Below are 24874 nucleotides of genomic sequence, written 5' to 3' on the forward strand. Positions count from 1 at the left end.
TTATAATATTTTTTGATATTTTGTATGACTAGCACTATTAAAAAATTAATGTCTACAAAAACGCGACAATAATTTTTTGCTTTGATTATTGAAATGTACATATTATTAAATATTGTGTAATAAATTTGTCACATTTATAAAATTCCTTTTCAGAAGCGATCGCTAATCTAAGAGGCTGTTTGAAAAGTCGTATTGTTGGTATAAAAAGTTCTAGATCCCCCTAAATCCCCCTTATAAAGGGGGACTTTGATTCCGGTTCCCACCTTTTTAAGGGGGGTTAGGGGGGATCTAAAAGTGCCTAAAATTACAGTGAAATACTTTTCAAACAACCTCTAAAGGCGTAGCAGTGCTACGCCCCTAAATAGTTCTCGATAACGCATATTTAATTTCTGGATATAACCTCTCAGTAATGCTTTAACTCAAATTAAAATCGCTGACCTATACCTAGATGCACTTTGCTTTCTCCCTGGTCGTTAATGCCATAGTCAGCCCGAATTAAGCCTAGTGGTGAATTTAATCGCACTCCTGCCCCATAACCAAAACCATAACCTGGTTTCTGCCGTACACCTGCCGGATCTCCTAATACAGTATCACCAGAGCCTAAATCTGAGGCGAAGTCGGCAAACAATACACCGCCTACGATTGGTAAGACGGGAAAACGGTATTCTGCGGAGGCTAAGACATAACTACGACCACTGCCAACATCTCCAGAATCGTAACCGCGCACAGAATTGGAACCACCTAAGTTAAAGCTTTCGTAAGGCGGTAAATTCCCAATGACGGTACCAGCTTGCACATTCACTGCAAATACTTGTGGCTGTTTGCTGTTAAATAACTGCACTGGTAAATATTGGCTGTAATTGGCTTTGAGGCGATTTAGAGAAATATTCCCTTGACCAATGGGCACAGATTGTTCTGTACTCAGACTCAAAACGGAACCTTGAGTTGGATTCAGGGGATTATCTCGTTGGTCTTTGGTGGCGGTGAAGGATACGGTAGTTAAGTCATCAATACCAGTTCCGCTGGCAGAGAGGGGATTGCCTTGAGCGTCAGTTGGGGTAATATTACCTTGGCGATCGCGAATACTAGTTCGAGTATAGTTTAATCCTAATGAAGTATTCCAGTCGTCAATTGGTCGCTGCAAGCTGACACCACCGCCAATTTGACCTTCTCGCACTTTGTCGCCGTTAGCTAGCGTAATCTTGTCATCAAAGGTTTCCGAAAGCTCCTGACTACGAAAACCATTTACAGTGTAACCCAAGCGATCGGGGTTAGTTGTGCGATAAGGACTGGTAAATTTGGTATTAAACTGCAAGTCTCGGCTACTTACCCCAACATTCACACCTAAAGTATCATTAATACCGCCGACATTTTGATCTTGATAGCTGATTGTACCTACTAAACCTCGATCGGCATTGTAACTACCACCCAAGTTAACACCACGCGCCCCAGTTTCTTTGAGTTGGTAGACTAAATTAAGTTTTGTCGCATCCCCTTCTAAAGCGACATTCACACTCTCAAATAAACCAGTACGATATAGCTGTTGGATGTCTTGTTTAACGACATTTTCTTGGAAGATTTGACCGGGTTTCAACTTGAGTTGTTGTTGAAGGAAGTCTGCTTTGGTGCGTCCTCCAACGGGATTACCTTTGCTGTCAACGGTTTTGCCTTCATCGTTGATAAAACGAAACTTGATATCATTCACCAAACCTTCAGCAACATTCACAGTGAGAATGCCTTGAGAATTGGGTTTAATTGATAGCACTCGTGCTAAGTTATAACCATTGTCGGCGTACCACTTATTAATTTGTGCTACTGCTTGTTGCAGTCCACTGGGACTAATAATGGTTCCAATCTGAGATTGCAAACGTTGTTGAGCGACTTGATAGGTAAGCACTTTAGCACCAGATAATTGCAGCGATCGCACAATTACTGGTTGGACTTGGTATACTACATTCAATCCAGCCTGTGTGCTAAAGCTATTCACACTGACACTACTAAATAAACCTGTATTTAAAATTGCTGTTACATCTTTTTGTAGCTGGCTTTGACTGGTTTCTCCACCCACTTGGGTTTTAATTACCTGGCGAATGATTTGCTGTAATTCTTGATTGGCTCCCACCACCTGAACATTTGTAGCTGTGACGACTAAATCGCTTTCAGTAGCAGGAGTTTTGGGGGATAAGGGGGAAAAAGAGGGAGTGGGAGAGAGTGTTACTGATGAATTACCCTTATCTGCTGATTTTAAGACTACTGGGGAATTTTTGTTTGCACCTGTTTGTACGGCGATGGGATTTTGGGAAAATTGTTGTGCAACTATAGTTTCTGGGGAAGCAACTGTCTCTACTCGTGCGGGAGTGTCTTCAATTATCGGCACCACCAAGTTACCAGCTTTTGCAGTTGGAGTAACGGTTTTAGCAGGTGCAGCCGTTGCTTGCTGACTGACATTGGCAGCAGCTAAAGTAGCTAAAGTAAAAATTGCAGTAGCAGAAACTCGCATAATATTTAACCTAATTAACTGGGAGTTAGTTGTAGAGACGCTAGCGAATAGGGATAATACTAACTTCCAGCTTCTTCGTCGATTTCCCTATTTATACCTCTTACCCAAACAGACAGTTAATTTTGATATTTTGTTTCTTATGAGTAATGTATCTCGGTCATCTCTAGCTTCTAACTCCCAATCTGCAACTTCTCCTTTGCGGTTACTTGTATTAAGTAATGGTCATGGGGAAGATATGATTGCAGTTCGGATTTTGCAAGAACTCCAACGACAACCAAACCCACCAGAGATATTTGCTTTACCTCTGGTGGGTGAAGGACGTGCTTATGAACAGTTGGATATCCCCTTTATCGGTTCAGTCCTGACTATGCCTTCTGGCGGCTTTATTTATATGGATGGACGCCAATTAGCGCGGGATGTACGCGGTGGTTTATTGAAACTTACCCTCAACCAAATTAAAGCTATCCGCCGTTGGGTAAGTTCTCAAAAAAAATTAGGTCATAAAAGAGCAATTTTAGCAGTGGGAGATATTGTGCCGCTGTTGTTTGCAACATTCAGTGGCGCTAATTATGCTTTTGTCGGTACGGCAAAATCTGAATATTATGTGCGAGATGAAGTTGGATTATTACCACGGAAATCTAAAGACGCAGGTTGGGAAAACTTTTCTGGTTCAGTTTACCATCCTTGGGAACGTTGGTTAATGAGTCGTCGCCGTTGTAAAGCAGTATTCCCTAGAGATGAGCTGACGGCGGAAATATTAAAACAATGGCCAATTCCAGCTTTTTCTTTCGGTAATCCCATGATGGATGGTCTAGAATCGACGTTTTCACGCCAACAATTTTATAGTCAGAATACCCAACAGCAAGAGACAGTTCGACCTTTTGTAGTGACTCTTCTTCCTGGTTCTCGTGAGCCAGAAGCATACACCAACTGGCAAACAATTATGATTGCCGTATCTGCATTAATGACAAGTTTTCAACAGCGAGATTCAATCTTCTATACTTCTAAGAGAGTAGTGTTTTTAGGTGCGATCGCTCCTGGTTTAGACTCAAATATATTATCCCAAAGCGTGCAATCCCAAGGCTGGCGCGCTGAATCAGCATCTCCTATCAAACTTCGCGACCCAAATGTCTTGACATTTAAACAGAGAAATGCTTATCTACTGTTGACACAAAAAGCCTATAATGATTGCTTGCATTTAGGAGATTTAGCGATCGCAATGGCAGGTACAGCCACAGAACAATTTATCGGTTTAGGCAAACCTGCGATCGCGATTCCCGGTAATGGGCCACAATATAATCCTGGCTTTGCTGAATCTCAAAGTCGTCTACTGGGATCGTCTTTGATTTTAATCGATCAACCGGCAGAAGTAGCAAAGGTTGTACAATCTCTATTTAAAAATCCTGATAATTTGCAAATTATTGCTGAAAATGGTGAGCGACGCATGGGCAAACCGGGAGCAGCACTACGTATTGCTAATTGCTTGCAAGAAAGATTAGGATAATGTGGTATTGGGCAAAACAGTGTTGAGTGCTGAGTGCTGTTAGCTTTCTTTGAGGCGTTGAGTCAGTGCTAAGTTAGGAGTTAGGAGTTAGAAGTAAGGAGTTATTCTCCTTATCTCCCCATCTCTCCCTTGTCCCTAATTCCTCAGGCCACCAATCCCGAACGTAAGGCCCTTACAGCAGCTTGGGTACGGTCATCAGCACATAGTTTATTTAGAATATTACGAACATGGGTTTTTACAGTACCAACTGTAATGTAGAGTTTCTCGGCAATTTGACCATTACTACACCCAGCTACAATCAACTCTAGAATTTCCAGCTCCCGTTGAGTCAGAGGGTATGTTTCCAAAACTTGCTCGTATTCTGTCGCCAGCGCCTCAATTTTTACAGTTTTCGGCTTGTCAGAACCTTGGCTTTCTCCAGGAATACCTTGGCGCATCTTTCGCAATACGACGTTGGCAATTGCCGGATCAATCCAAGAGTTACCGCCGTGAGTTGCTTGAATTGCCTCAGTTAATTTACTAATGCTGGTTTCTTTCATATAATAGGAATCAGCACCAGCTGCGAAGGCTGCAAGTACAGCATCCTCTGTATGATCCATTGTCAAGATGAGAATCTTCGTAGTAGATTGCCCATTTTCAGCCTGGGAGCGTTTGAATTTCCGAGTGAGTTCGATGCCATCCATGTCAGGCAAGCCGATATCTACTACCGCTACATCTGGCTTTGCCGTTTCTAAAAGTTTTAATCCTTGGGTAGCATTTGCCGCTTCGCCAATTACTTTCAATGCACTATGAGACTGTAATGCTGCTCTTAGCCCCATTCGGGTTAAGTCATGATCTTCAATTAAAATAATACTAATTTCATTCATCGTTACACTCACTCTTGCTTGCGCTGTTTGGCATCTTTACAAAGTATTAGCTTTTGTAACTATTATCTCTTATTTTACCAAACTAAAGATAGATGATATTTCAACCTGTCTGCATCCACCGATAGAAATAATAAGTACCCGAAATTTTTATATTTAGATAGAGGACAAATCTAGCTGGAGATATATAGATACTTACACAAAAAGTATGAAATATTGAAACGAATGCCAAATTGCTTCTCCTTGTTGACAATTCAACTTTGAGTTGCCATGTTCCATTCATTAATTAGTATTATTTTGGATCGAACTTTAAAAAAGCTTACGAAAATGAAAAAATTACACCGAGTAAAAGTTACTTTTCGAGAAAGTGAAAGATGATTTCAAGCGATTTTAACCAAACCTTTGGATTCATCTGATTGATAGAGCCAATAGAAATCTTCATCGAAAAGAATCAGGCAGCGTTAAAATTTGCTGGAATCACCAACAGTAAAGTAATTCGTAGTTATTGGTGACGAACTTGTTCATCTGACTTTTTAGAGGATAAAATATCAACCGTTCTGTGCAAATCTCTCCCCTTTAAGCTTTAAATTTTTGCCTAACTTTTGTCATAAGCCTTTCTTCGACATTAAGGGCTGGTAATTTTGCAAACATATATAAGCCCTATATACCTGTGAAAATACTAATATCGGTCTGGCGATCGCTAAGAATAATTGTCGAAATTTCCGCAGATAGGATTACTTAGGTAGAGATAGTACTTTTTTATTTATCTGGTCTAACTAACCTGATAGGTAAAACTATTCAAGCTTATGGTACACGATAATGCTATGCAACTCTCACCAATGACTGACGACGGTGGCTTGCTCACTCATTTACAATTGTTTTAAGCTTAGTAAAGTATTTTATTTTACTTTATATAAACTGTGTGTGCTTGTTAATTACTAATTTTTTGAGGCATATTGGTCATTTGCTTGAAGTTTAGTTCCCAGAGTCTGGGAAATTAACCAGATTGAAGATACAACAGACTGAATTCAACCCAATAAAAAGCCCGAAAGAGTGATTAATATACTACTAATGGAAGATGACGAAATTGATGTAATGAATGTCAATCATGTATAAAAGTAGATATTATCCAAAATGTCTTAGTCAATCAAATTACAGATTTTAGATTTCCGAAAATATTATATTCTTTAATTGGATAATCTGAAAAGTGAAATGTTACAGATAAACCTATATTTAGCGACGAAAATAAAAACCGATGGAAGAGACGCTGAAAATTTTGGTTGTAGACAATGATAAAATAGACCGGATAGCAATCCGTTCTGCACTGACTACAGCAGATGTTCAAATAGAACTGTCTGAGGTAGCTGATGGGAATGATGCATTCTCTGTCTTAAAAACTACTGCCTACGATTGTGTTTTCCTCGATTATCGCTTACCAGAGCAGGATGCACTAACTTTGATTCAACAGCTACGTTCTTCGGAAATTAAAGTTCCTTTAGTAATCCTAACTGGTCAAAGAGATGAAAAAATTACTCTCCAATTATTGAAAGCTGGTGCTACAGACTATCTTTCTAAGTCTACAATATCCTCAGAAACTTTGTTGCAAGTTTTGCGGAGTGCAATTCGGGTTTATCGGGCGGAAATGCAGGTAGATTTGGCAAACCAGCAGCTTAGAGAAAGTCACGAACAACTCATTTGTAAGAACCAAGAATTAGAGAGACAACAGCAACAGATTCAAATGCAAAACTTCAAGCTATTGGAGGCATCACGTCTAAAATCACTTTTTTTAGCAACTATTTCCCACGAACTTAGAACGCCGATGAATGCGATTATTGGTTTTTCGCAAATACTGCTGCGTCCTAAGTTCGCTCAATTAACCCACCAGCAAGCAGATATGGTTGAGCGCATTTTGAATAATGGGAAGCATTTGCTGATGTTACTCAATGAAGTTCTCGACTTTTCCAAGCTGGAGGAAGGAGGATTAGACTTAAAGGCGGAAAATTTCGATGTATCAAAGGTAATTAATGTCGTTGTAGATGAAATGCGTTCCCTGGCTGAAGCGAAAAATCTTTCATTGTTAGTACAAACCAATTTGCAAAATCCTTTGATATTTAACGATCCAGTTCGTGTCAAACAGATTTTAATTAACCTGCTTTCTAACGCCATTAAATTTACAGAATCTGGTGAAATTTGGGTTGAGGTTAAGGAACTACCTGGAAATCGAGTAGTAATTATCGTTCAAGATACAGGTATTGGCATAGCACCCAGAGATTTTAAACATATTTTTGAAGCATTTCGGCAAGTAGATCAAACTATAACTCGCAAATATTCAGGTACAGGTCTGGGTTTGGCAATTATAGATTCCCTAGTGCGAATGATGGGCGGTAAAATCTTTCTTGAGAGCAAATTGGGAGTTGGTTCAATGTTTAAAATTGAATTGCCGCGTCAAATTACTTTACCAACTGTAGCAGCCAATCCTCCAGTTTCACAGTTAGATAACGACGATTTTTTTTGTCCTGCTAAAAATCCTCATCAGTCATCTTCTCAAGCCAGGAAAGCACCAATAGAATATCCTAAATTTAAAAATTACTTCCAAAAAAACTGATAAAAGTTTATAAATTATGTCTGTAGTTGAAAATAATAAAATTTATCGTATCCTCGCAGTTGACGACACTCGAGATAATCTTATTTTGGTTCAAGCAATTTTAGAAAGTGAGGGGTATGAAATTGATTTAGCTTCAGATGGAATAAAGGCTTTGCGGCAAATTGAGCAATCTCCACCCGATTTGATTCTGTTAGATGTAATGATGCCGGGGATAGATGGTTATGAAGTCACACGTCGGATTCGGAATAACCCTGCAATCTCTTATATTCCAATTCTGTTGATTACTGCCTTTCACCAATCCAGCGTTGTCGAAGGTTTGGATGCTGGTGCTGACGATTTTATTCGTAAACCATTTGATACTGATGAACTACTGGCAAGAGTGCGATCGCTATTGCGTCTCAAGCACAGTTTAGACGAACAACAAAAAATGGCGCGCCAACGGGAAGACTTTGTTTCCCGTCTGACTCATGATTTGCGAACTCCCCTAGTAGCCGCCGATCGGATGTTGAATTTGTTTGAAATGGAAACATTCTGCAAAATTTCACCAGAAATGAAACAGGCGATCGCAGTGATGATTCGCAGTAACCAAAATTTGATGGAAATGGTCAACACCCTATTAGAAGTGTATCGCTTCGAGGCAGGTAAAAAAACGTTGAATTGGGAGGAATGCGATTTATGTGAGATATCTCAAGAAGTAGTGAGCGAACTAAGTCCTCTAACTAATGAAAAAGGCTTGACTTTGGAAATTGATACCCGTAAATTAGATCCACTGAGTCAAAAACCTGCTATTATCATGGGCGATCGCTCAGAATTACGGCGAGTGTTAAACAACCTGATTGCAAATGCCATCAAATTTACAGATACAGGAGGTATAACAATCCGCATTTATGAAACATTATCTAATCCAGGAGATCCAGATTCAGTAATAATTGAGGTACAAGATACAGGATATGGGATTGCGCCAGAAGATCGGGCAACAATTTTCGAGCGATTTCGCCAAGGCAGAAATAAACGCTCAGGTAGTGGCTTAGGACTACATCTATCCCATCGCATTATAGAAGGGCACGCAGGAACTATCAAGGTCGCTTCTGAACTAGGAAAAGGTAGTTTATTTACCATACAACTACCTAAAAACACTTAAGTTATTTTCCTTCACCACAGATTATTTTGAGGAGCTCTCCCAAGAAATTAGATTTAATTTTTGATGTGTGTTTTATGCCCCCAACAAAAATTAAATTAGCTTAAATTATATAGATTAATTACAGCATCATTTGAAAGTTAATCCAATCAAAATATTGCCGGATAATATCGTGTCCGACTAAAAACTTATCATTTAGCTTGCAGAGGACAGGGGGAAAGAGGCTTTTGCGGTTTTTCCACAGATGCGGTAATCATAAGTAATTAACCTGACTTGAAATAACTTGCCTCTTCTAATATTTGTATACTCCCAACGGTAGATATATTGATAGACTAGAATAACTAAATTCTATTTTTGTATCATTCTATAGATAGTAGAAATAACTATTTTACAAAGTTATTATTCAAACTATTAATGCCTGAAAAACGTGTATGCACCCTGGAATCATAACCCAGGGTCTTTTTTATAAAAATTTAGAGACTTATAGTTTTTTGATCGTTGACTACTGTCCATGTCCACCCTCAATTCTTAATAGGGTGGACATGGACAGCCGTTAAAAAGGATTATAGAGTAAACTAAAATACAGACCGTTTTCTTGTAATGTTCTCTCATTTGAGTCAACAGATATTAAAGGAATGCCCCAGTCCAAACGAACGATTAAGCGATCGCCCTGTGCCCAACGCAACCCCAGACCAACAGAGGCTAAAGTATTAGGGTCGGGATTATTTCTACCAGAACTGTTCCAGCCAACACCAAAATCCACAAACGGGACAACTTGTAATGTGCTATTTATCTGGGGTAAGCGCAGAATTGGGACTTGAACTTCCCCAGAAACAAAAGTACCATTATCCGTCAGCAGATAATCTTGACGGTAGCCGCGAATGCTATCTTGGCCACCTAAGCCAAATTGCTCTATAGGCAAAAGTGCTCTAGATGCAAGTTGCGTATTCAAACGAAGTAATAGTAAGGTTTCAGGAGCTAAAAGGCGTGCCCACTGCGCTTGCCCTTGCCAAGCAAAAAAACGGCTATCAGGAGCATCTTGATTAACCGTGGCATTCAACACATCTATCCCCAAACTGAATTGAGAGCGTAGGGCGATGACTTCCCGACTGTTACGACTCGTCCATTCTTGAAAAAATCGCAACGCAGATACCCTAGTGCGTCCCTCTTCATCAGCTCCGGGCGAAAGTTCAGAGGCTGGAACCCCTTCTCTCTGTAAAAAGGAGGAGATATCACTTTCGCGTCGGGAAGCTGTTAACCCCAAAGCGAATTCTTGTGTCGGAGTTTGGATTATTGGTTGGCGAAATGTCAGTTCGTAGTAGCGAGAAGCCGAATCGATATCTAAAAAGTCGAAAGGAGGCTCAATCACATGACTCGACGTAATGCCATAGTTAAAGCTAACAGTTCCATTGCGAGGATTGAGAGGCAATGTGTAACTAGCATCAAAGGAGTTGCTACCATCAGTATTGGTGTAGCCTAAACTCAGACCATCTCCCAATCCAAGTAAGTTGGCTTCATTCAATCTTAACCCGCGTCGGAAACTGCCAACACTGGGCGATCGCCCATTATCAAGAACTATTTGACCACTAAAGGTTTTTGCCTCACTGATTTTAACTTCCAAAAGACTCGTACCCGTTTGCGATCCTGCTGAGAGTTCAGCAGTCACGTTTTTAATCAAAGGATTAAGTTGCAAAAGTTGCAGTGCCTCTAGTAGACGCTGGCGATTCAGAGGTGGTGATGTGGCGATCGCTAGTCGGCTGCGGATATAATTTCGATTCAACCGCCGAGTCCCAGTTACCTGGATATCTTCTAATTTACCTTCCACCACCTGAATTTTCACAACACCCGATTGGATTGTTTGGGGTGGAATCAAGGCTCCAGAAGTAATATAACCATTTTTAACGTATAGCTCAGTGATTTTAGAACGTGCTTGAAACAATTCAGTCTGTGAGATTGGTCGTTTGGTAAATTCAGCAGTAGCTTGGGCTAACTCTTTGGCACTGAAGACTGTACTACCAATAACTTCAAACCGCTCAACAACAATAGTTTCAGGAAAGTTGCCAGAGGGTGGTTCTTCAAGTGTGGGAGTTGGGGCAGAGGGTGGAAATAGTTCTGCTGGTGGGGGGAGTGGCTGTGGCACTTCCGGTGAGGGAAGTGGTGAAGGTGTGGTGGGTGGTTGGATATCCTGTGGTGGTGGAATTTGTTGTGCTAGGATGAAATTACTAGTTGGTAATTTTGTAGTATCAACAGCCTGAGCTTTGAGTGGACTTAAAGATGTACTGCCCAGTAATAGAAGCATACTCAGCGGGAAACAGGGCATTATCAGATTTTGGGGATATTTATCAATCATCGCATTGGACTATTTTTTGTCAAAAACTATGGGATTATACGGGGACTGCTTTAGATGTGAATCTTACTTCATCTTTTGTCGCTAAAATTGATATCTTGAGCAAATCTCAATTTAAAAGCTAAATCATCTCGCTATTGCAGACTTAAAAGTATCAATCGGATACAGCAGTTTTCTTTTGTATGAAGTACAAAGCTATGGATTTTGAGGCAGGAGGTAGGAACTCTTTATATTTGATGCGTGAGTCCTGCATTTTATACCTCAGTTACTTGCTAACTCCTGTATCTTGTGAAAGCAATTATGCGTTGCCCAAAATCCTTGCTAGGTAAAATTCATGTAGTCGAAGGTTTCCCGTTAGCGTAGCGTCTTTGTTAAGAGAAAGGTATTGTGCCTACGTCATTTTCAGTCCTCCTATATCTCATTCTTCACTCCATACCACTTTCCTTAAACATTCCCATCAATTTACGTTTCCGAGCGTGGATTTGCATCAAGTTTTCCCGATAGCTCAACCAGTCAGCTTTCTTCCCAGATTCTAGATAGGCATTACGCGCCTTTTTCAACCATTCAACCGCGTAATAGTAGTATTCGGCTTTACCTGCATCCATAATCTTTTCGGCACGGCGACGAGCATTGGCAATCACCCAACCAGGATTATGAGGGATAGCAGCATCCATAACTCGGTGAATTAACTCTGAACGATCGGAACTTAGTTCACTAGCGATCGCAATTGCATCATCAATTAGCCCTTCATGCAAGAATATATCCACCTTGGCTGATTCTGTTCCCCAACCATTATAAGTACGAACAATTCTCAGCAGGTCTGTTTTGACACTTTCCCAGTTTTCCCCAGCCAATTCTGCCATCCTTTGGTAGTCTACAAAGGAGGGCTTTACTTGAAAAGCCGCCTTGATTGCTAATAAAGCAGCTTCACTATTACCCAACTCAATAGCTAAATCACTTGTCCAAATTCCCAATTCGTACTGACAATTACCTGCTAAATTTAATCCACTCTCGGCTATATCTAGTGCTTGCTGTAATGCCCCCTGAACACTGAGTGTTTTCGCTAGGGCAAAGGCTTCTTCCATTGAGTTCATCTGGGTTTGAGCAGCATCAATTGCTTCTTCCACCCTGCCTAAACGCCCCAACATTGTCAGATATTGCTGGGTTTGCCCTTCCGCTTCTGCCAAATACAGGTATTCTTGATAACGTTCTTGACGTTCGAGAATTTTCAGGCGAATTAATGCCAAATCATCAGCATAATCTGGTACGTCTTCTTCCCAAGCTCCCCTTTCAGTAATGTTACCTTGGAGAACTTGTACCAGCGGCGGATAATCCCAACCTTGGCGTAAAGCCTCCATAACTAGACCAAAATCAGCATTCCACTCATCCTGCCAAGCTTCTAAATTTATTTGAATATCAACTTTTTCTTCTGGAGTAAGTTCGGCAATTAGAATTGCCTCACACCAAGCATTATTTAATTCGCTGACAATTTCATCGTTTTCAGCACCGTATTCGGCAACATCATCCCAATTTTCGACACAGGTAGAGGTAATCGCTGACAAAATAGCGATCGCATTTTCACCTTCTCCCCGTTCGCTAAAATTTACCGCAGTTTGCACTACACTTAGCAAATCTTCACCAATCGGGTCTTCTTCGTATCCTTCCTCAAAGTAGCGCACAGTATCCTTGAGAATCTGCCGTACTTGCCGCCGAAACGGAGCGGGATCGAGAGTATTGCGGCGCACGAATTTTATGGTTGTTTGGTTGTCAGCAGGATTCGTCATCCAACTTACATGACGGTCAATCGCCTCAATTAGGGGGGGGTATTCTGCTACCAACTCTTGCAGCAGCCTTTGAGTTTCGATACGATCCAGGCGATTTAGTAGTTCTTCAAGGGTGGGGCGCTGCTCAATTTTTTCTGAGTTACGCGCACAAACGAGCATCATCGCTACAATGTGTTTGCACCACCCTTCATAGTCGTAGGCACAGGTGCATTTTACTGAGGTTAACCCACTGCTATCGAAATTCAGGTTGACATGATAAGCTCTAGCTTCGGTGCCTACAACATCTGCCTGAAGCAGATGACCACGTTGGATAACGGTATTAACAGCACCAGCGTTATAATATGCCTCGCCCCGCTGGAAAGATTTGGCGTTGGCATGACGGCGGATAGTAAATTCACTAATTTGGGGAATAGACATCGAGCGATCGCCTGCGTAAATCTTCTGGATCAATCTTAAATCCAGCTTAGTGTTACGCTAACGCGCTGTAAAGAAAAAGGTGTGGCTTCCTCTGAAGATGAGGGGTAATGGGAGTCTAGATGAGACTGCAATTTCTATTTATTACAGCAGTTTTCATGTATTTGAAGCACATCTGTCGTAAGGGCACAGCAATGCTCATACGTGTCAACTTAACGCTAAACCCGCTTGGTGAAAACATTTTGCCCTCACCCCCAGCCCCTCTCCCAAGAGAGAGGGGAGCTAGACATTCAATTCCCCTTCTCCCTTGGGAGAAGGGGTTAGGGGATGAAGGCGTGAGGGATTTACAAAACGCCTGTCTAATATAGTTTTCGGCTGAAGTTGACACCAATGAGCATTGCTGTGCCCCTACCGCGTGGTCTATTTACCTGAAAATAGCTGTAACTAGCTCAGAACTGAAATCAGCTTCATTACCCTGCAAATACTCACTTAATTTCTTGTCGCTTTTCTAGGAAAACCAACCCATATAATGAAAATATCCATATTTTCGCCAGAAGTGAGTGAATCATAATTTGAGTTAGCAATATCCGAACCTGAAATCAGTGAACAGTCAACAGTAAATAGTCAGGATAATGTAAGGTGAGGGATTTAGAGTTCAGCGATAAAACTGATAACTGATAACTGTTAAAAGGGTTGCGCTGATTGTCGAGTCAAGTTGAGAATAAATAGGCGAAGCACACGGGGAAACTAACGTGAGTCAAGGATATGATTACGATTTAGTAATTATCGGCGCTGGTGTAGGCGGACATGGCGCAGCCTTACACGCCGTAAGTTGTGGTTTGAAAACAGCAATTATTGAAGCTGCTGATATGGGAGGAACCTGTGTTAATCGGGGCTGTATTCCTTCTAAAGCGCTACTGGCAGCATCTGGACGTGTGCGGGAGTTACGCAATGCCCACCACCTCAAGTCACTGGGAATTCAAATTGGTAGCGTGGAATTCGATCGCCAAGCGATCGCTAATCATGCTAATAATCTCGTCTCGAAAATTCAAGGCGACTTAACCAACAGCCTCAAACGTCTAGGAGTCGATATCATCAGGGGTTGGGGAAAAATCGCTGGGACGCAAAAAGTCTCTATTACCGGAGACGGTGGTGAAAAAACCATCACAGCCAAAGACATCATCCTTTCGCCAGGTTCAATTCCTTTTGTGCCTCCAGGAATTGAAATAGACGGCAAAACTGTCTTTACCAGCGACCAAGGTGTGAAGTTGGAATCACTACCAGAGTGGGTAGCAATTATTGGCAGTGGTTACATCGGCTTGGAATTTTCTGATATTTACTCAGCTTTGGGTTGTGAAATCACCTTAATTGAAGCCCTCGATCAGTTAATGCCAGGATTTGACCGCGACATTGCCAAACTTGCTGAACGGGTGCTAATTACTCCCCGCGATATTGAAACAAAAGTGGGGATATACGCCAAAAAAGTTATTCCCGGTTCACCCGTGGTGATTGAGTTAGCAGATTTTAAAACCAAGGAAGATATAGATGTCATCGAAGTAGATGCTTGCTTGGTGGCTACAGGACGCATCCCGGCGACCAAAAATCTTGGTTTAGAGTCTGTGGGTGTGGAACTCGATCGGCGCAATTTTATCCCAGTTGACGATCGCATGGCAGTGCTATCAACAGGTGAAATAGTGCCGCATTTGTGGGCAATTGGCGACGCTAATGGGAAGATAATGTTGGCACATGCGGCTTCTGCTCAAGGCATCATCGCGGTAGAAAATATAGTTGGGAGGGAAAGAATAGCAGACTATCGCAGCATCCCCGCAGCGGCATTTACCCATCCAGAAGTCAGTTATGTAGGCTTAACAGAAACAGCAGCTAAGGAGTTAGGACAAGCCGAAGGGTTTGAAATCGCCACCAGTAGGAGTTACTTCAAAGGAAATTCCAAAGCGTTGGCAGAAAATGAAGCCGACGGTATTGCCAAGGTGATATATCGCAAAGACACCGGAGAAGTCTTAGGAGTCCACATTTTCGGACTGCACGCCTCAGACTTGATTCATGAAGCGTCAGCTGCGATCGCAAGCCGTCAATCTGTCCAAAGTCTCGCACATCTAGTTCACGCCCACCCGACACTCTCGGAAGTCTTGGACGAAGCTTATAAACGCGCGATCGCAATTTAGTCATTTGTCCTTTGTCATTTGTCCTTTGTTAATAAACAAGGACAAATGACCACTGACTAATGACCACTGACTAATGACCACTGACTAATGACTAATTATGCAAATCCGTCGTCGTTCACCTAACCCAGCTATTAATGTATCGATATTGCGTTATCAGGCTGCCGTACCTGATGCTGCACCAAACAACATTTTGGAAGAAATTGTCTGGCAGAAAGAAGTAGAATATGACCAAATGCGGGAAAAGGTTCCTTTGCAGCAATTGCTTAAGCAGGTACTCACTGCATCGCCAACCCGTGATTTTGTTGCCGCCTTGCGCCAAGGTAAGACAAAACCAGCATTGATTGCCGAAGTCAAAAAAGCTTCTCCCAGTAAAGGCGTTTTACGAGAAGATTTTGACCCAGTAGCGATCGCCCTTTCTTATCAGCAAGGTGGTGCTAGTTGTCTTTCTGTACTCACAGATACCAAGTTCTTTCAAGGCAGCTTTGATAACTTAGCCAATATTCGCGCTGCCGTAGATTTGCCCCTACTATGTAAAGAATTTGTGATTTATGCTTACCAGATATACTTGGCGCGAGTTCAGGGTGCAGACGCTATTTTGTTGATTGCAGCTATCCTGAGCGATCAAGATTTGAAATATTTCCTCAAAATTGCTAACAACCTGAAAATGGCAGCCTTGATTGAAGTCCATAGCTTGGCAGAACTTGACCGCGTGTTAGCCTTAGATGGAGTCTCCTTGGTAGGAATCAATAATCGCAATTTGGAAGATTTCTCTGTCGATCTGCAAACTACTTGCCAACTTTTGGCTGCAAGGGGTAGTCAATTGCAAGAGAAAAACATCCTAGTTGTCAGCGAATCAGGACTACACAACCCAGAGGATTTGAGTTTGGTGCTAACAGCAGGTGCATCCGCTGTACTCATTGGAGAATCTTTGGTAAAACAACCAGATCCTGGCGCTGCGATCGCCCGTATATTACCGAGGAATTTTTGAAAGAAACACCCCACCTGCCCTAAAATGTGCAGGGCTGCACAAAAGAGTTGAACAATTGGGCACACTATGCGTACACACGCAGCACTTTGCCATCAAATATCATCAATATCTTTGCCAAATCTTCATTGCTAATCAAATCAAAGCCATAAGTAACTAGTTATTTGTTATGTAACAATTTATTAACAAAAAACAAACTGTGACTAATACAAAATCCCAAATATGAAATCAAAATTTAACTTCATGGAGCAAATTCCTCTACCTTCGCCTATTCACTACGAACTTATACTTCAACTCTTAGAAAGACAAACTATGTTAGCAGTAAATGATAACCCAGATTTACGGCATCAGGTGAATCAGCTAATTATTACTCTCCGTAAAGCTGCTGTACAGCAAAAGCGACTAGAAGAAATTTGCGAGTTTTCCTCTGTAACTATCGATCACCGTTGGTCAATCAACCATCATAACGGTAGCAAAGTTGTTGCCCCCGATTGAAAAAAATTGTCATCTTTATAAAATTTTAGTTCTGAAAAAGTTCATCTTGATTTAGGCAAAACTGTAGATCGGTTAAAATAAAATATTGATGAGATTCTCTCTCGAATTTGACAAAAGATGAAATACAACAGCATTGATGAACTCCTCAGAAATAATCAGGCTTGGGTTGCCGAAAAGCTAGCTCTAGATCCAACTTACTTTCAAGAATTATCTAGTGGACAAACACCACCTTTTCTATACATTGGGTGTTCTGATAGTCGTCTAGCATTAACAAAGTTTACCCGTACAGAACCAGGAGAGTTATTTGTACATCGTAATATTGCCAATCAAGTCTCTCTAACGGATATAAACTTTTTAGCCATTTTAGAATACGCAATTTTACACCTGAAGGTGGAACACATTATCGTTTGTGGTCACTACGATTGCGGAGGAATTAAGACAGCTTTAGAAGGGAGAACTATTGGAATTCTTGATAACTGGGTAAATCCGATTCGGGAACTATATTTAGAGAAACAAGAAGAAATTGATGCCTTGCCAACAAGGGAAGAACGTCTGAATCGCTTGGCAGAAATCAATGTTGTAGCGCAAGTGAAAAATATTTACCAAACTTCCATTATGCGTCAGGTACTTTATGAGCGAAAAGCGCCTATGGTTCATGGCTGGATACTAGATATACGCACTGGCTTAATCAAAGATTTAAACGTTCCAACTGTGCAATGGCAATTGCACTTCTGCCCCTTGCTTCTAGAGTTTAGACTCTATGCCATGTTAAAAACTTAGAGTTAATTCGGTATTTTCCGCCACACATAAGCTGATACCAATTCTGTATAAAGATGCGCCAAATTATATAAGGAACGAACCGCATAGACGCAAAGCGGCTGACCGCAGGGTAAGGCGCATTCGCGCAGCGTCTCGTCAGAAAAGGAAAGGACACAAAGTAAGAAAGAAAATTTGGCGCAGCCTCACAAAGAAATAGTATTATATTAGAGACTTTATAAATATTGTTTTTACAACTTTTATTGATATATCAGGTTTGATTGGGCAGTGTCTATGTATATTTCAAAAATAAAGTAGTATTGTTAGAGATTTTTGTTTAATTAAACTTACGAATACAAAATAGTTAATTTCATGAACTTTTTTATAGAAGCAATTCATGAATTGCCTCTATAAGAATCACTAACACAGATATTGGTACGCTTAACCTACTTATACAAAAAATTATTTCTTAGCAATTATCCATATTGCATGAATAATCCCAGGAATGTAACCAAACAGTGTCAAAAGTATATTAATCCAAAAGTCTATACCAAAACCTACTTGTAAAAAAACTCCCAAAGGCGGCAGAAAAATGGCACACAGAATCCGAATTAAATCCATTTAAACCTCCTATTTATCTCAGAAAAGACAGCTTGTCGGTAAACTAATTTACCATTGTTCAAGCATATTTGTACCTCTCAAAGATAACATTCCCTCTCTTAATCTAGATCGCGGTTTAGATACGGTAAACCGCACTCAAGATTAGCCACCGCTAATTTTGGCTTTGTAACCTAGCTTGGTCAAAATCTCGACAATTTTCTGTTTGTGTTCGCCCTGAATTTCAATTTCGTTGTCTTTAAGTGTCCCACCTGTCCCACACTGGGTTTTCAATTGCTTCACTAAATCTGCTAATGTTTCCGATTTGGCTTGAAAACCGCTAACGACTGTAACAGTTTTGCCTTTGCGTCCTTTGCGGGAAGCTTGTACTTTAAGATTTTGTTGTTGTGGGGGCAGTTCTGGAATTGGTCTTTCTGTGGCGGCGGAGTTGTCGTTGCCGAATTCGCGGTAGACAAAGCTTTTGTCAGAAGATTGAGAATTGGAAGAAGACATAAAATGAATGTTTAAGAAAATTTCAAAGGCAGTGGAAACTTTTACGCAACTATTCTGCTGGGATATCAATTCTAGGCTAACATTAGACAATCCATACATAATAACCAAACTGGCGTAATACTTGAACTAATTTTTCCTTCTGTGGAAAATAGATTTAAATGGTTGAACTGATTCAGGAAATTGCTTGTCTATATCTATAATTAAACATAGTGCTTTGAATAACCTGAGATTGATTATTCAACCCTATATTTGTTACTGTTTAATTCGACCTTGGCTAACAGTATTTAACATTCCTGGTATAGAAACGTTGCTTTTTTAAATTAATCGACTTCATGAATGATTTTCGGGCTTATCCGGTCAATTTTCCTCTTGCTAGTTGAATAATTTCCTAATTTTTCTCTTCCTAAAGTAACAAAAGAGGGATTACCTAAACCATCTCAAACTCTAATTGATGACTCTTGAGAAAATCATGGGTGAAATGATCCACCATATTTGTATCAGCTAGTTCCAAATTATAAAAATCTACAGCTTCATGGTCAAAATGGGGGCCAGCGTGCCAAGTACCCTCATGTAGCTTGATAAAACAATTCCCCGGAATGCGGAAAGCAGCAATCTCTTCTAATGCTGGTTCATTCACATTATTATGAGGAGGACAAACTGCAATTAACCAATCCTTCCCTTCCAAAGAACCCAGACATTGAGTGCATTGCACATGGCGAGTAATTTTGCTGAACTTTCGCCCTATCTTCTCCAACCGCATAACATAAAATCGTGGAATTCCGTTTTGCAGGTTTAACTGGGCATCTTCCCCATCGTAAGTTTTGCCATCAAGACTTGCAAAAATTACCTGTCCATAACGCCTAAAGTTTTCAGAAGTCACCCATTGTACCTGCAATTGTTGCACTGTCTTTGGTGTACTCATATCAAATCCTTAAGAGACATTACTTAGGTTTATTTTCCCCCAGAATAACTGAATTTTATACAGCCATTATAGCGATCTCCTGAGTTTCAATGCCCTAAATTATGAAAAATAACCTCAACTAGCTAGATAACTACGTACTTGTTCCTTTTGGCGTCGGAGGAGACTGAGAGCTTTTTGTTCTATCTGACGCACGCGTTCTCGACTAATACCCATGCGATCGCCAATCTGTGCTAAAGAAAGTTCATACCCATCCGTTAGACCAAAGCGCAGGGTTAATATTTCTCGCTGCTGGGGAGACAGCTTTGCCAATAAGTCTTGTAAGTCTTGGTGGAGAGATTCTTCAACGGCATAATCTTCAGGAGAAGGACCATCATCCTCCAATATGTCTTGCAATTCTGTATCTTGTTGTTCACCAACTCGTGCCTCTAGAGAGAAGGGTTGACGGGCTAAGTACAAACACTCTCGAACTTGGCTAGGTGTTAAAGATAAGGCAGTAGCAATTTCAGCAGTAGTAGGAACGCGACCCAACTGTTGAGATAATTCTCGCTGCACGCGTTTAATTTTGTTCAGTTTCTCAAAGACGTGGATAGGTAAACGAATTGTACGTCCTTGTTGAGCGATCGCCCGTGTAATTCCTTGACGAATCCACCAGTAAGCATAAGTAGAAAACTTGTAACCAAGAGCGGGATCAAATTTATCCACTCCTCGTTCTAAACCTAAAGTACCTTCTTGAATTAAATCCATAAATTCTAGGTTCCGGTGTTGGTATTTCTTTGCCACAGCTACCACTAACCGGAGATTAGCCTGAATCATTTTTTGCTTGGACTGGTGTCCTAAATTTAGCTGTTGCTCTAGCACCTTTACACTTAACTCCACTCGCTCTGCCCATTCTTGCAGTGTGGGTTCGTGGTTTAATTTCACAGCCAATTCTTCCTTAGCTACCAATAAATTCATCATCTGCTGCACTTGTTGGGCAAAAATAACCTCTTGTTCGCGAGTCAACAAATCTACACGCCCGATCTCTTGCAGATAACTACGCACAATATCATCTGTAGATCGAGGCTTTTTATCTGCAGCTAAACTTTTTTTCTTCGTTTTTTGAACTTCGGTATGTGGAGATGTTAAGTTGCTCATGGTTATTTGCTCCTCTGTAACCTCATCAATTTATTGGTATCAAGTCTAGATATTCAGACGCACAGCCATTTTACACTGCTAATCAATAGATATCTTGCAAAAGTGCTTAACACCCCATTCCTTAATCTCCTTCCCGCTTGCGAGGAGGGGATACAAAGCGTAGCTTTGGCGGTGTGGGGTTCTTAATTTGTAATTTATGCAAGAGGTCTAATCAATTTGCAACACTGATGAATTCTGGTCTATGATACATTACAAGTTAATTGTTGGAGATAATAAACCCAAAATCAACCCACCCTTTAATAATAACATCATCGCCACTCGCAAATCAATTATCTAAAGTATTATTCGCATATCCTTTGAAGTAATTACATTCCTTTATCATTGATTTTTGCATACTCTAAAATAGAATTAACAATTAAATTGAGTTTAGTTATCCAATGCCATTAGTGAAGAAAGTAAAAAACACCGAGCAACGATTTCATCATTATCTAAGAGTGAAATTATTAATATCGACTCTTAAAATATCACAAAAAGTTCATTTGTTGAAGTATTTTTAGTCTGCTTATCAGGAAATATAATCTCATTAAATAAAAACTTATTAAATATAAAATATCCATTTTTTATCTCATGTTTTTGTAAGGCAATCCAATCATATCAAGTCAGGTGTATAGCAAACGATCGTTAAACATGAAAAAAAGAACTTCTCCTGCTCTCCTTTTTTAATAACAGTTTTCTTTAAGAATCTGGTCAAATACTTAGTAATTGGGTGTCTGGTAAAATTAATTATGCAGTATCCAGAACACTTGCACAGACGTACGTAGCACTACTACATCTCTACATTCATTCTTACTCATACAGCAGTTTGCAACAAGCGTGAGGTACAAAACCGAGGACTCAAAAATTAAATTATTCTTCTCCCTCCAGCATAACTGCCTCCTGCCTCCTGCCTCAAAACTAGTGACTTTGTACTTCATCCAAACGAAAACTGCTGTATCTCTTTCCTAAGATTTAGGATGACCAAAAAAACGCAGATATCTGTGACAATTGCACTTGTGTCATAATTGGACGCAGACATCTGCACTGGATGCGGTATTATCAACTTGATTACTCCTAGAGACATTTTATGGACTAAAAGTACTAACAGTGGTAACACTAACATCAAGGATAATACTTGGCAAGACAGCAACACCCGCGATCGCCCTAATATCCTCTTATATCATGTCCGGGTAAAGACTTATCATTTAGACCGCAGTTCTTGCTGGGAGCAGGGGGCAGGGGGAAAGAGGCTTTTGGGATTTTTGCACAGATGCGGTAATCATAAGTGATTAACCGGACTTGATATTAAAGCGAAAAGATTTTTGTGTAAGGGTGCTTAGTTGATTGTTATGGACCATAGCTTGAAGAACAACATTCCCACTTTTTAGATAAGTCGGAAATAGTCTAAGACTACTAATTAAGCAACATCTCACAGCTTTCTTGCTTACTAGTTTCAACTTAAAGTTGACACAACAGCATAGTTGTGAATTTATACAGATGATTGGCTTATTGCAAAGATTTTTGGAAAAATCGTACTATATTAAAGTTTTAATCTAACTCTTCAACGATCACCTTAGTAGATATTGGTTAAGAAAAGCATTCACCTCATTGGCGCATAACCCGACATTAATTATCTTTCCTGCAATTCTTAAGAATGTCTAATCCTTTACCATTATTGCGGGGGTCTGGCTCGAGTATAGATACATATATTTCATGTATCCGACGATCTTCAGCGATCGCTAAAGCACATGCAGGTGTGCGTACATGGAAAGAACAAGGTTCAAGAGTTACATACATTTTCAAGAAGTTGAAAGCTTGGCCTTGAATCTGTTTAAATGCGTCAGCTTCAGCATGGTGTTTTCCTAGTGTCCGCGTGTATCCTTAAGCTACTATCTCTGGGCTATCTACGATCGCACGCACAACCTACTGGTGGGTTCGGTAAACATTCTAGCATAAATATTTCATCCATGTTTGAGCGTAAATTATCTAGATAAATCACACTACCAAGAATTAGCTATCTATTGTTAAAAAAGTTCCTATATCAAAACTTAGTAATATAAGGAGAAAATTACTTTCTCATTTTTGGCAAGCTAAAACACATATTTATTGCATAGTTCCTTGTGAGATTTGTTGAGTGTTAACACTCAACAGCTAACAGAACCATATATATGCTTGTCAATTAATGTGGAGCAGCTTAACTAATACTTAAACAGTCCTTGATCTGAGCATTTAAAATTTATGAATTATTCATCAGTATCTATGGCATATTTTTTATTCGTGGTTATATTTTAGATTGAAGCTATCATACCAACTTGGTTGGAGAAAATCAATTCAACTACGTAATTAAATGCTGACTTTATCAAAACTTTAACTAAAGAATTTTTTATCTTGATGAGATTACGCACATCATAAATCATGCACACAATCGGAAAAGGAAAGAGCAAAAAATCAATCCGAAATCTCTACAAAATTTGCACTTAGGCGCGGCTGCAAGGCGTAAAGGCAAGATCAGATATACCATCTAATCCTTCCACAAACTAACGAATGGTCTTGAAAGCCTCTAAAGGGGCTTTCTGCTGACTACAGTTCTTGTATATCTACTTGTGGGTGATAGTAGTCTTGAACGTATTTACTAGTTACTTCTAGCAGTGTGTCGTGACCTTCAGGACTCACCTGTGGGAACGCTGACCGTACATTGCTGATATAAGAGGTAAAATCACTTTCACTGGGATTGAAGAACTCTTGCCCGATGACGAGTGCGGCATAAGTTTCAGACATCTTAGTGCTGAATCCGTGCTCGGTAAGTCCATCGCCGATGTAGCGAAATAGCCAGTTAGCGTCAGCGTCCTGCTCAATCAATTTAGAAGCGTTTACTATGAAGTCTTGGTATTCAGTCATTGGGGTTACTCCTTTGGTTGTGTTGGCTTTGCAAAAGAATACAAATTTGCTGCTACCTTATCGACTAGTGAAAAAATCCGATTAGCCTAAATAGCATTTTGGGTGTAGTGACAATACAGTTTGGTTAAAGGGGAAAGGTATTGGTTTTAAATACATCCTTTCCCCCTTACCCCAAAACCATTTCCCAGACCACAAGGAAAGTTCATAGTGCTTATCCGAACTGTATTGGGTGTAGTGATCTCGGTTTTGCGATAATTCTGGAGGCGATCGCTAGACTCAGCCAAGCCCGATGCTCAATGCCACCACGTCATCGATTATAGCGATCGCAACAGAGTAAAGCTGTTGACCCTGGTCAAGTAATGAACTGGGAAAGCCAAGGCGGTGTTTTGCTCCCATCAGTAACAGTTACACCAAAGTCAACTTTCATAAGTAAGTTTGTTGCAAAAGCTTTTAGGTAGCATGAATGCGTTCGTTTGCTTTGTGCTTTCTTTCACTATGAAAGAAAGCAAATGTACAAGCATAGCAGCTTATGAATCTTGTCCCTCAACAATTTCTTTTTGGATAAAACTAATTTGTGCAGCTAATTCTTGCCGAGTAGAAGCTTTGAGAAGATATCGGAAACAAAACCAAGTTATATAACCAATTCCAGTCAACTCAAAAACTAGATTTAACTGCGGAATTTCATTTAGTACATTTAATACAGCTATAATCAGCTTAACTGCCACAGTCGCTGCAAGAATTGTGGCAAAACAAATAATTGGCAGCTGGTATTCAGTAGAAAATGTACCGAAATATTTAGGCAATTGCTCTAAAAATGCAGAAAATTTACTGCCAAATTGCTGCCATTGAGGTAATGGTTGAGTATCAAAATTTGAACTTTCAAGTGCTGTGATAGGTTCGGTTGATGTAATATCAAAAGATTTCAATTGTTGTACTTCGCTCTCCAGAGCTAATGGTTTATCAGCAGGTAGTAGCAATGGCTGAGTATCAAAATTTGAACTTTCAAGTGCTGTGATAGGTTCGGTTGATGTAATATCAGCAGATTTCGATTGTTGTACTTCGCTTTCTATAAGTTTCCTATTTTCTTCAGGGATAACAGTTTGCATTTGCTCACCACGGATATCAAATTGAGCCAATTTCATCAGAGGGGAATAGATGGCATTGTACATATCCCGCGCCATATTCACCGCACCTTCAAAG

Annotated in this window: 18 protein-coding genes; 8 read left to right on the plus strand and 10 right to left on the minus strand. The window is 40.3% G+C overall.

Annotated elements, in window-relative coordinates; genetic code table 11:
- Window positions 1-424: 424 nt before the first annotated feature.
- Window positions 425-2500, minus strand: a complete 2076-nt coding sequence (locus tag V7K41_RS21620; protein ID WP_334851490.1) for an outer membrane protein assembly factor — start codon at window positions 2498-2500, stop codon at window positions 425-427.
- 139 nt (window positions 2501-2639) lie between these two features.
- On the opposite strand from V7K41_RS21620, the gene V7K41_RS21625 reads away from it, so the two are divergent.
- Window positions 2640-4004, plus strand: a complete 1365-nt coding sequence (locus V7K41_RS21625) for a lipid-A-disaccharide synthase-related protein (protein ID WP_334851491.1) — start codon at window positions 2640-2642, stop codon at window positions 4002-4004.
- A gap of 143 nt (window positions 4005-4147) precedes the next feature.
- Here the strand turns inward: V7K41_RS21625 and V7K41_RS21630 are convergent, their stop codons facing one another.
- Entirely contained in the window at window positions 4148-4870 is a 723-nt protein-coding gene (locus V7K41_RS21630; protein WP_104908003.1) for a response regulator transcription factor, read from the minus strand.
- Between the two features lie 1252 nt (window positions 4871-6122).
- Here V7K41_RS21630 and V7K41_RS21635 point away from each other — a divergent pair.
- Both V7K41_RS21635 and V7K41_RS21640 read left to right on the plus strand, forming a co-directional pair.
- On the plus strand, window positions 6123-7472 hold the full coding sequence (locus tag V7K41_RS21635) for an ATP-binding response regulator (RefSeq protein ID WP_334851493.1): 1350 nt from the start codon (window positions 6123-6125) through the stop codon (window positions 7470-7472).
- A 16-nt stretch (window positions 7473-7488) separates the two neighbouring features.
- Entirely contained in the window at window positions 7489-8613 is a 1125-nt protein-coding gene (locus V7K41_RS21640) for a hybrid sensor histidine kinase/response regulator (protein WP_334851495.1), read from the plus strand.
- 550 nt (window positions 8614-9163) lie between these two features.
- Here the strand turns inward: V7K41_RS21640 and V7K41_RS21645 are convergent.
- Together V7K41_RS21645 and V7K41_RS21650 are read right to left on the minus strand one after the other, a co-directional pair.
- On the minus strand, window positions 9164-10909 hold the full coding sequence (locus tag V7K41_RS21645) for a ShlB/FhaC/HecB family hemolysin secretion/activation protein (RefSeq protein ID WP_442943244.1): 1746 nt from the start codon (window positions 10907-10909) through the stop codon (window positions 9164-9166).
- Between the two features lie 473 nt (window positions 10910-11382).
- Window positions 11383-13158: an SWIM zinc finger family protein gene (locus V7K41_RS21650; protein ID WP_334851527.1), complete on the minus strand. Its 1776-nt coding sequence runs from the start codon at window positions 13156-13158 to the stop codon at window positions 11383-11385.
- Between the two features lie 749 nt (window positions 13159-13907).
- Between V7K41_RS21650 and lpdA the strand changes: the two genes are divergently transcribed.
- The 4 genes from lpdA (at window position 13908) to V7K41_RS21670 (ending at window position 17598) form a co-directional block, all read left to right on the plus strand.
- Window positions 13908-15338 (plus strand): dihydrolipoyl dehydrogenase, encoded by a 1431-nt coding sequence (gene lpdA / locus V7K41_RS21655; protein ID WP_334851499.1) that lies wholly within the window; start codon window positions 13908-13910, stop codon window positions 15336-15338.
- Window positions 15339-15435: 97 nt separating this feature from the next.
- Window positions 15436-16326: an indole-3-glycerol phosphate synthase TrpC gene (trpC, locus tag V7K41_RS21660; protein WP_334851501.1), complete on the plus strand. Its 891-nt coding sequence runs from the start codon at window positions 15436-15438 to the stop codon at window positions 16324-16326.
- A 240-nt stretch (window positions 16327-16566) separates the two neighbouring features.
- Window positions 16567-16818: a DUF5340 domain-containing protein gene (locus tag V7K41_RS21665; RefSeq protein WP_104907996.1), complete on the plus strand. Its 252-nt coding sequence runs from the start codon at window positions 16567-16569 to the stop codon at window positions 16816-16818.
- A gap of 117 nt (window positions 16819-16935) precedes the next feature.
- Window positions 16936-17598, plus strand: a complete 663-nt coding sequence (locus tag V7K41_RS21670; RefSeq protein WP_334851502.1) for a carbonic anhydrase — start codon at window positions 16936-16938, stop codon at window positions 17596-17598.
- 438 nt (window positions 17599-18036) lie between these two features.
- Here the strand turns inward: V7K41_RS21670 and V7K41_RS21675 are convergent, their stop codons facing one another.
- The 4 genes from V7K41_RS21675 to V7K41_RS21690 form a co-directional block, all read right to left on the minus strand.
- Entirely contained in the window at window positions 18037-18195 is a 159-nt protein-coding gene (locus tag V7K41_RS21675) for a YqaE/Pmp3 family membrane protein (RefSeq protein WP_334851504.1), read from the minus strand.
- A gap of 141 nt (window positions 18196-18336) precedes the next feature.
- Window positions 18337-18684: a translation initiation factor gene (locus V7K41_RS21680; RefSeq protein ID WP_334851505.1), complete on the minus strand. Its 348-nt coding sequence runs from the start codon at window positions 18682-18684 to the stop codon at window positions 18337-18339.
- A 427-nt stretch (window positions 18685-19111) separates the two neighbouring features.
- A complete protein-coding gene (locus V7K41_RS21685; protein ID WP_334851507.1) occupies window positions 19112-19606 on the minus strand; it encodes an ureidoglycolate lyase in 495 nt (164 codons plus the stop codon).
- Window positions 19607-19720: 114 nt separating this feature from the next.
- The gene (locus V7K41_RS21690; protein WP_334851509.1) at window positions 19721-20740 is read right to left on the minus strand and encodes an RNA polymerase sigma factor, RpoD/SigA family; all 1020 of its coding nucleotides are present in this window, start codon (window positions 20738-20740) and stop codon (window positions 19721-19723) included.
- A 1061-nt stretch (window positions 20741-21801) separates the two neighbouring features.
- Here V7K41_RS21690 and V7K41_RS21695 point away from each other — a divergent pair.
- Window positions 21802-22065 (plus strand): hypothetical protein, encoded by a 264-nt coding sequence (locus V7K41_RS21695; RefSeq protein ID WP_334851511.1) that lies wholly within the window; start codon window positions 21802-21804, stop codon window positions 22063-22065.
- Between the two features lie 1291 nt (window positions 22066-23356).
- On the opposite strand, the gene V7K41_RS21700 is transcribed toward V7K41_RS21695, so the two are convergent.
- Both V7K41_RS21700 and V7K41_RS21705 read right to left on the minus strand, forming a co-directional pair.
- Window positions 23357-23674: a hypothetical protein gene (locus tag V7K41_RS21700; RefSeq protein ID WP_334851513.1), complete on the minus strand. Its 318-nt coding sequence runs from the start codon at window positions 23672-23674 to the stop codon at window positions 23357-23359.
- Between the two features lie 527 nt (window positions 23675-24201).
- Entirely contained in the window at window positions 24202-24816 is a 615-nt protein-coding gene (locus tag V7K41_RS21705) for a CAAD domain-containing protein (protein WP_334851515.1), read from the minus strand.
- Window positions 24817-24874 lie beyond the last annotated feature (58 nt).

Source organism: Nostoc sp. (assembly GCF_036917415.1).
GTDB lineage: Bacteria > Cyanobacteriota > Cyanobacteriia > Cyanobacteriales > Nostocaceae > Nostoc.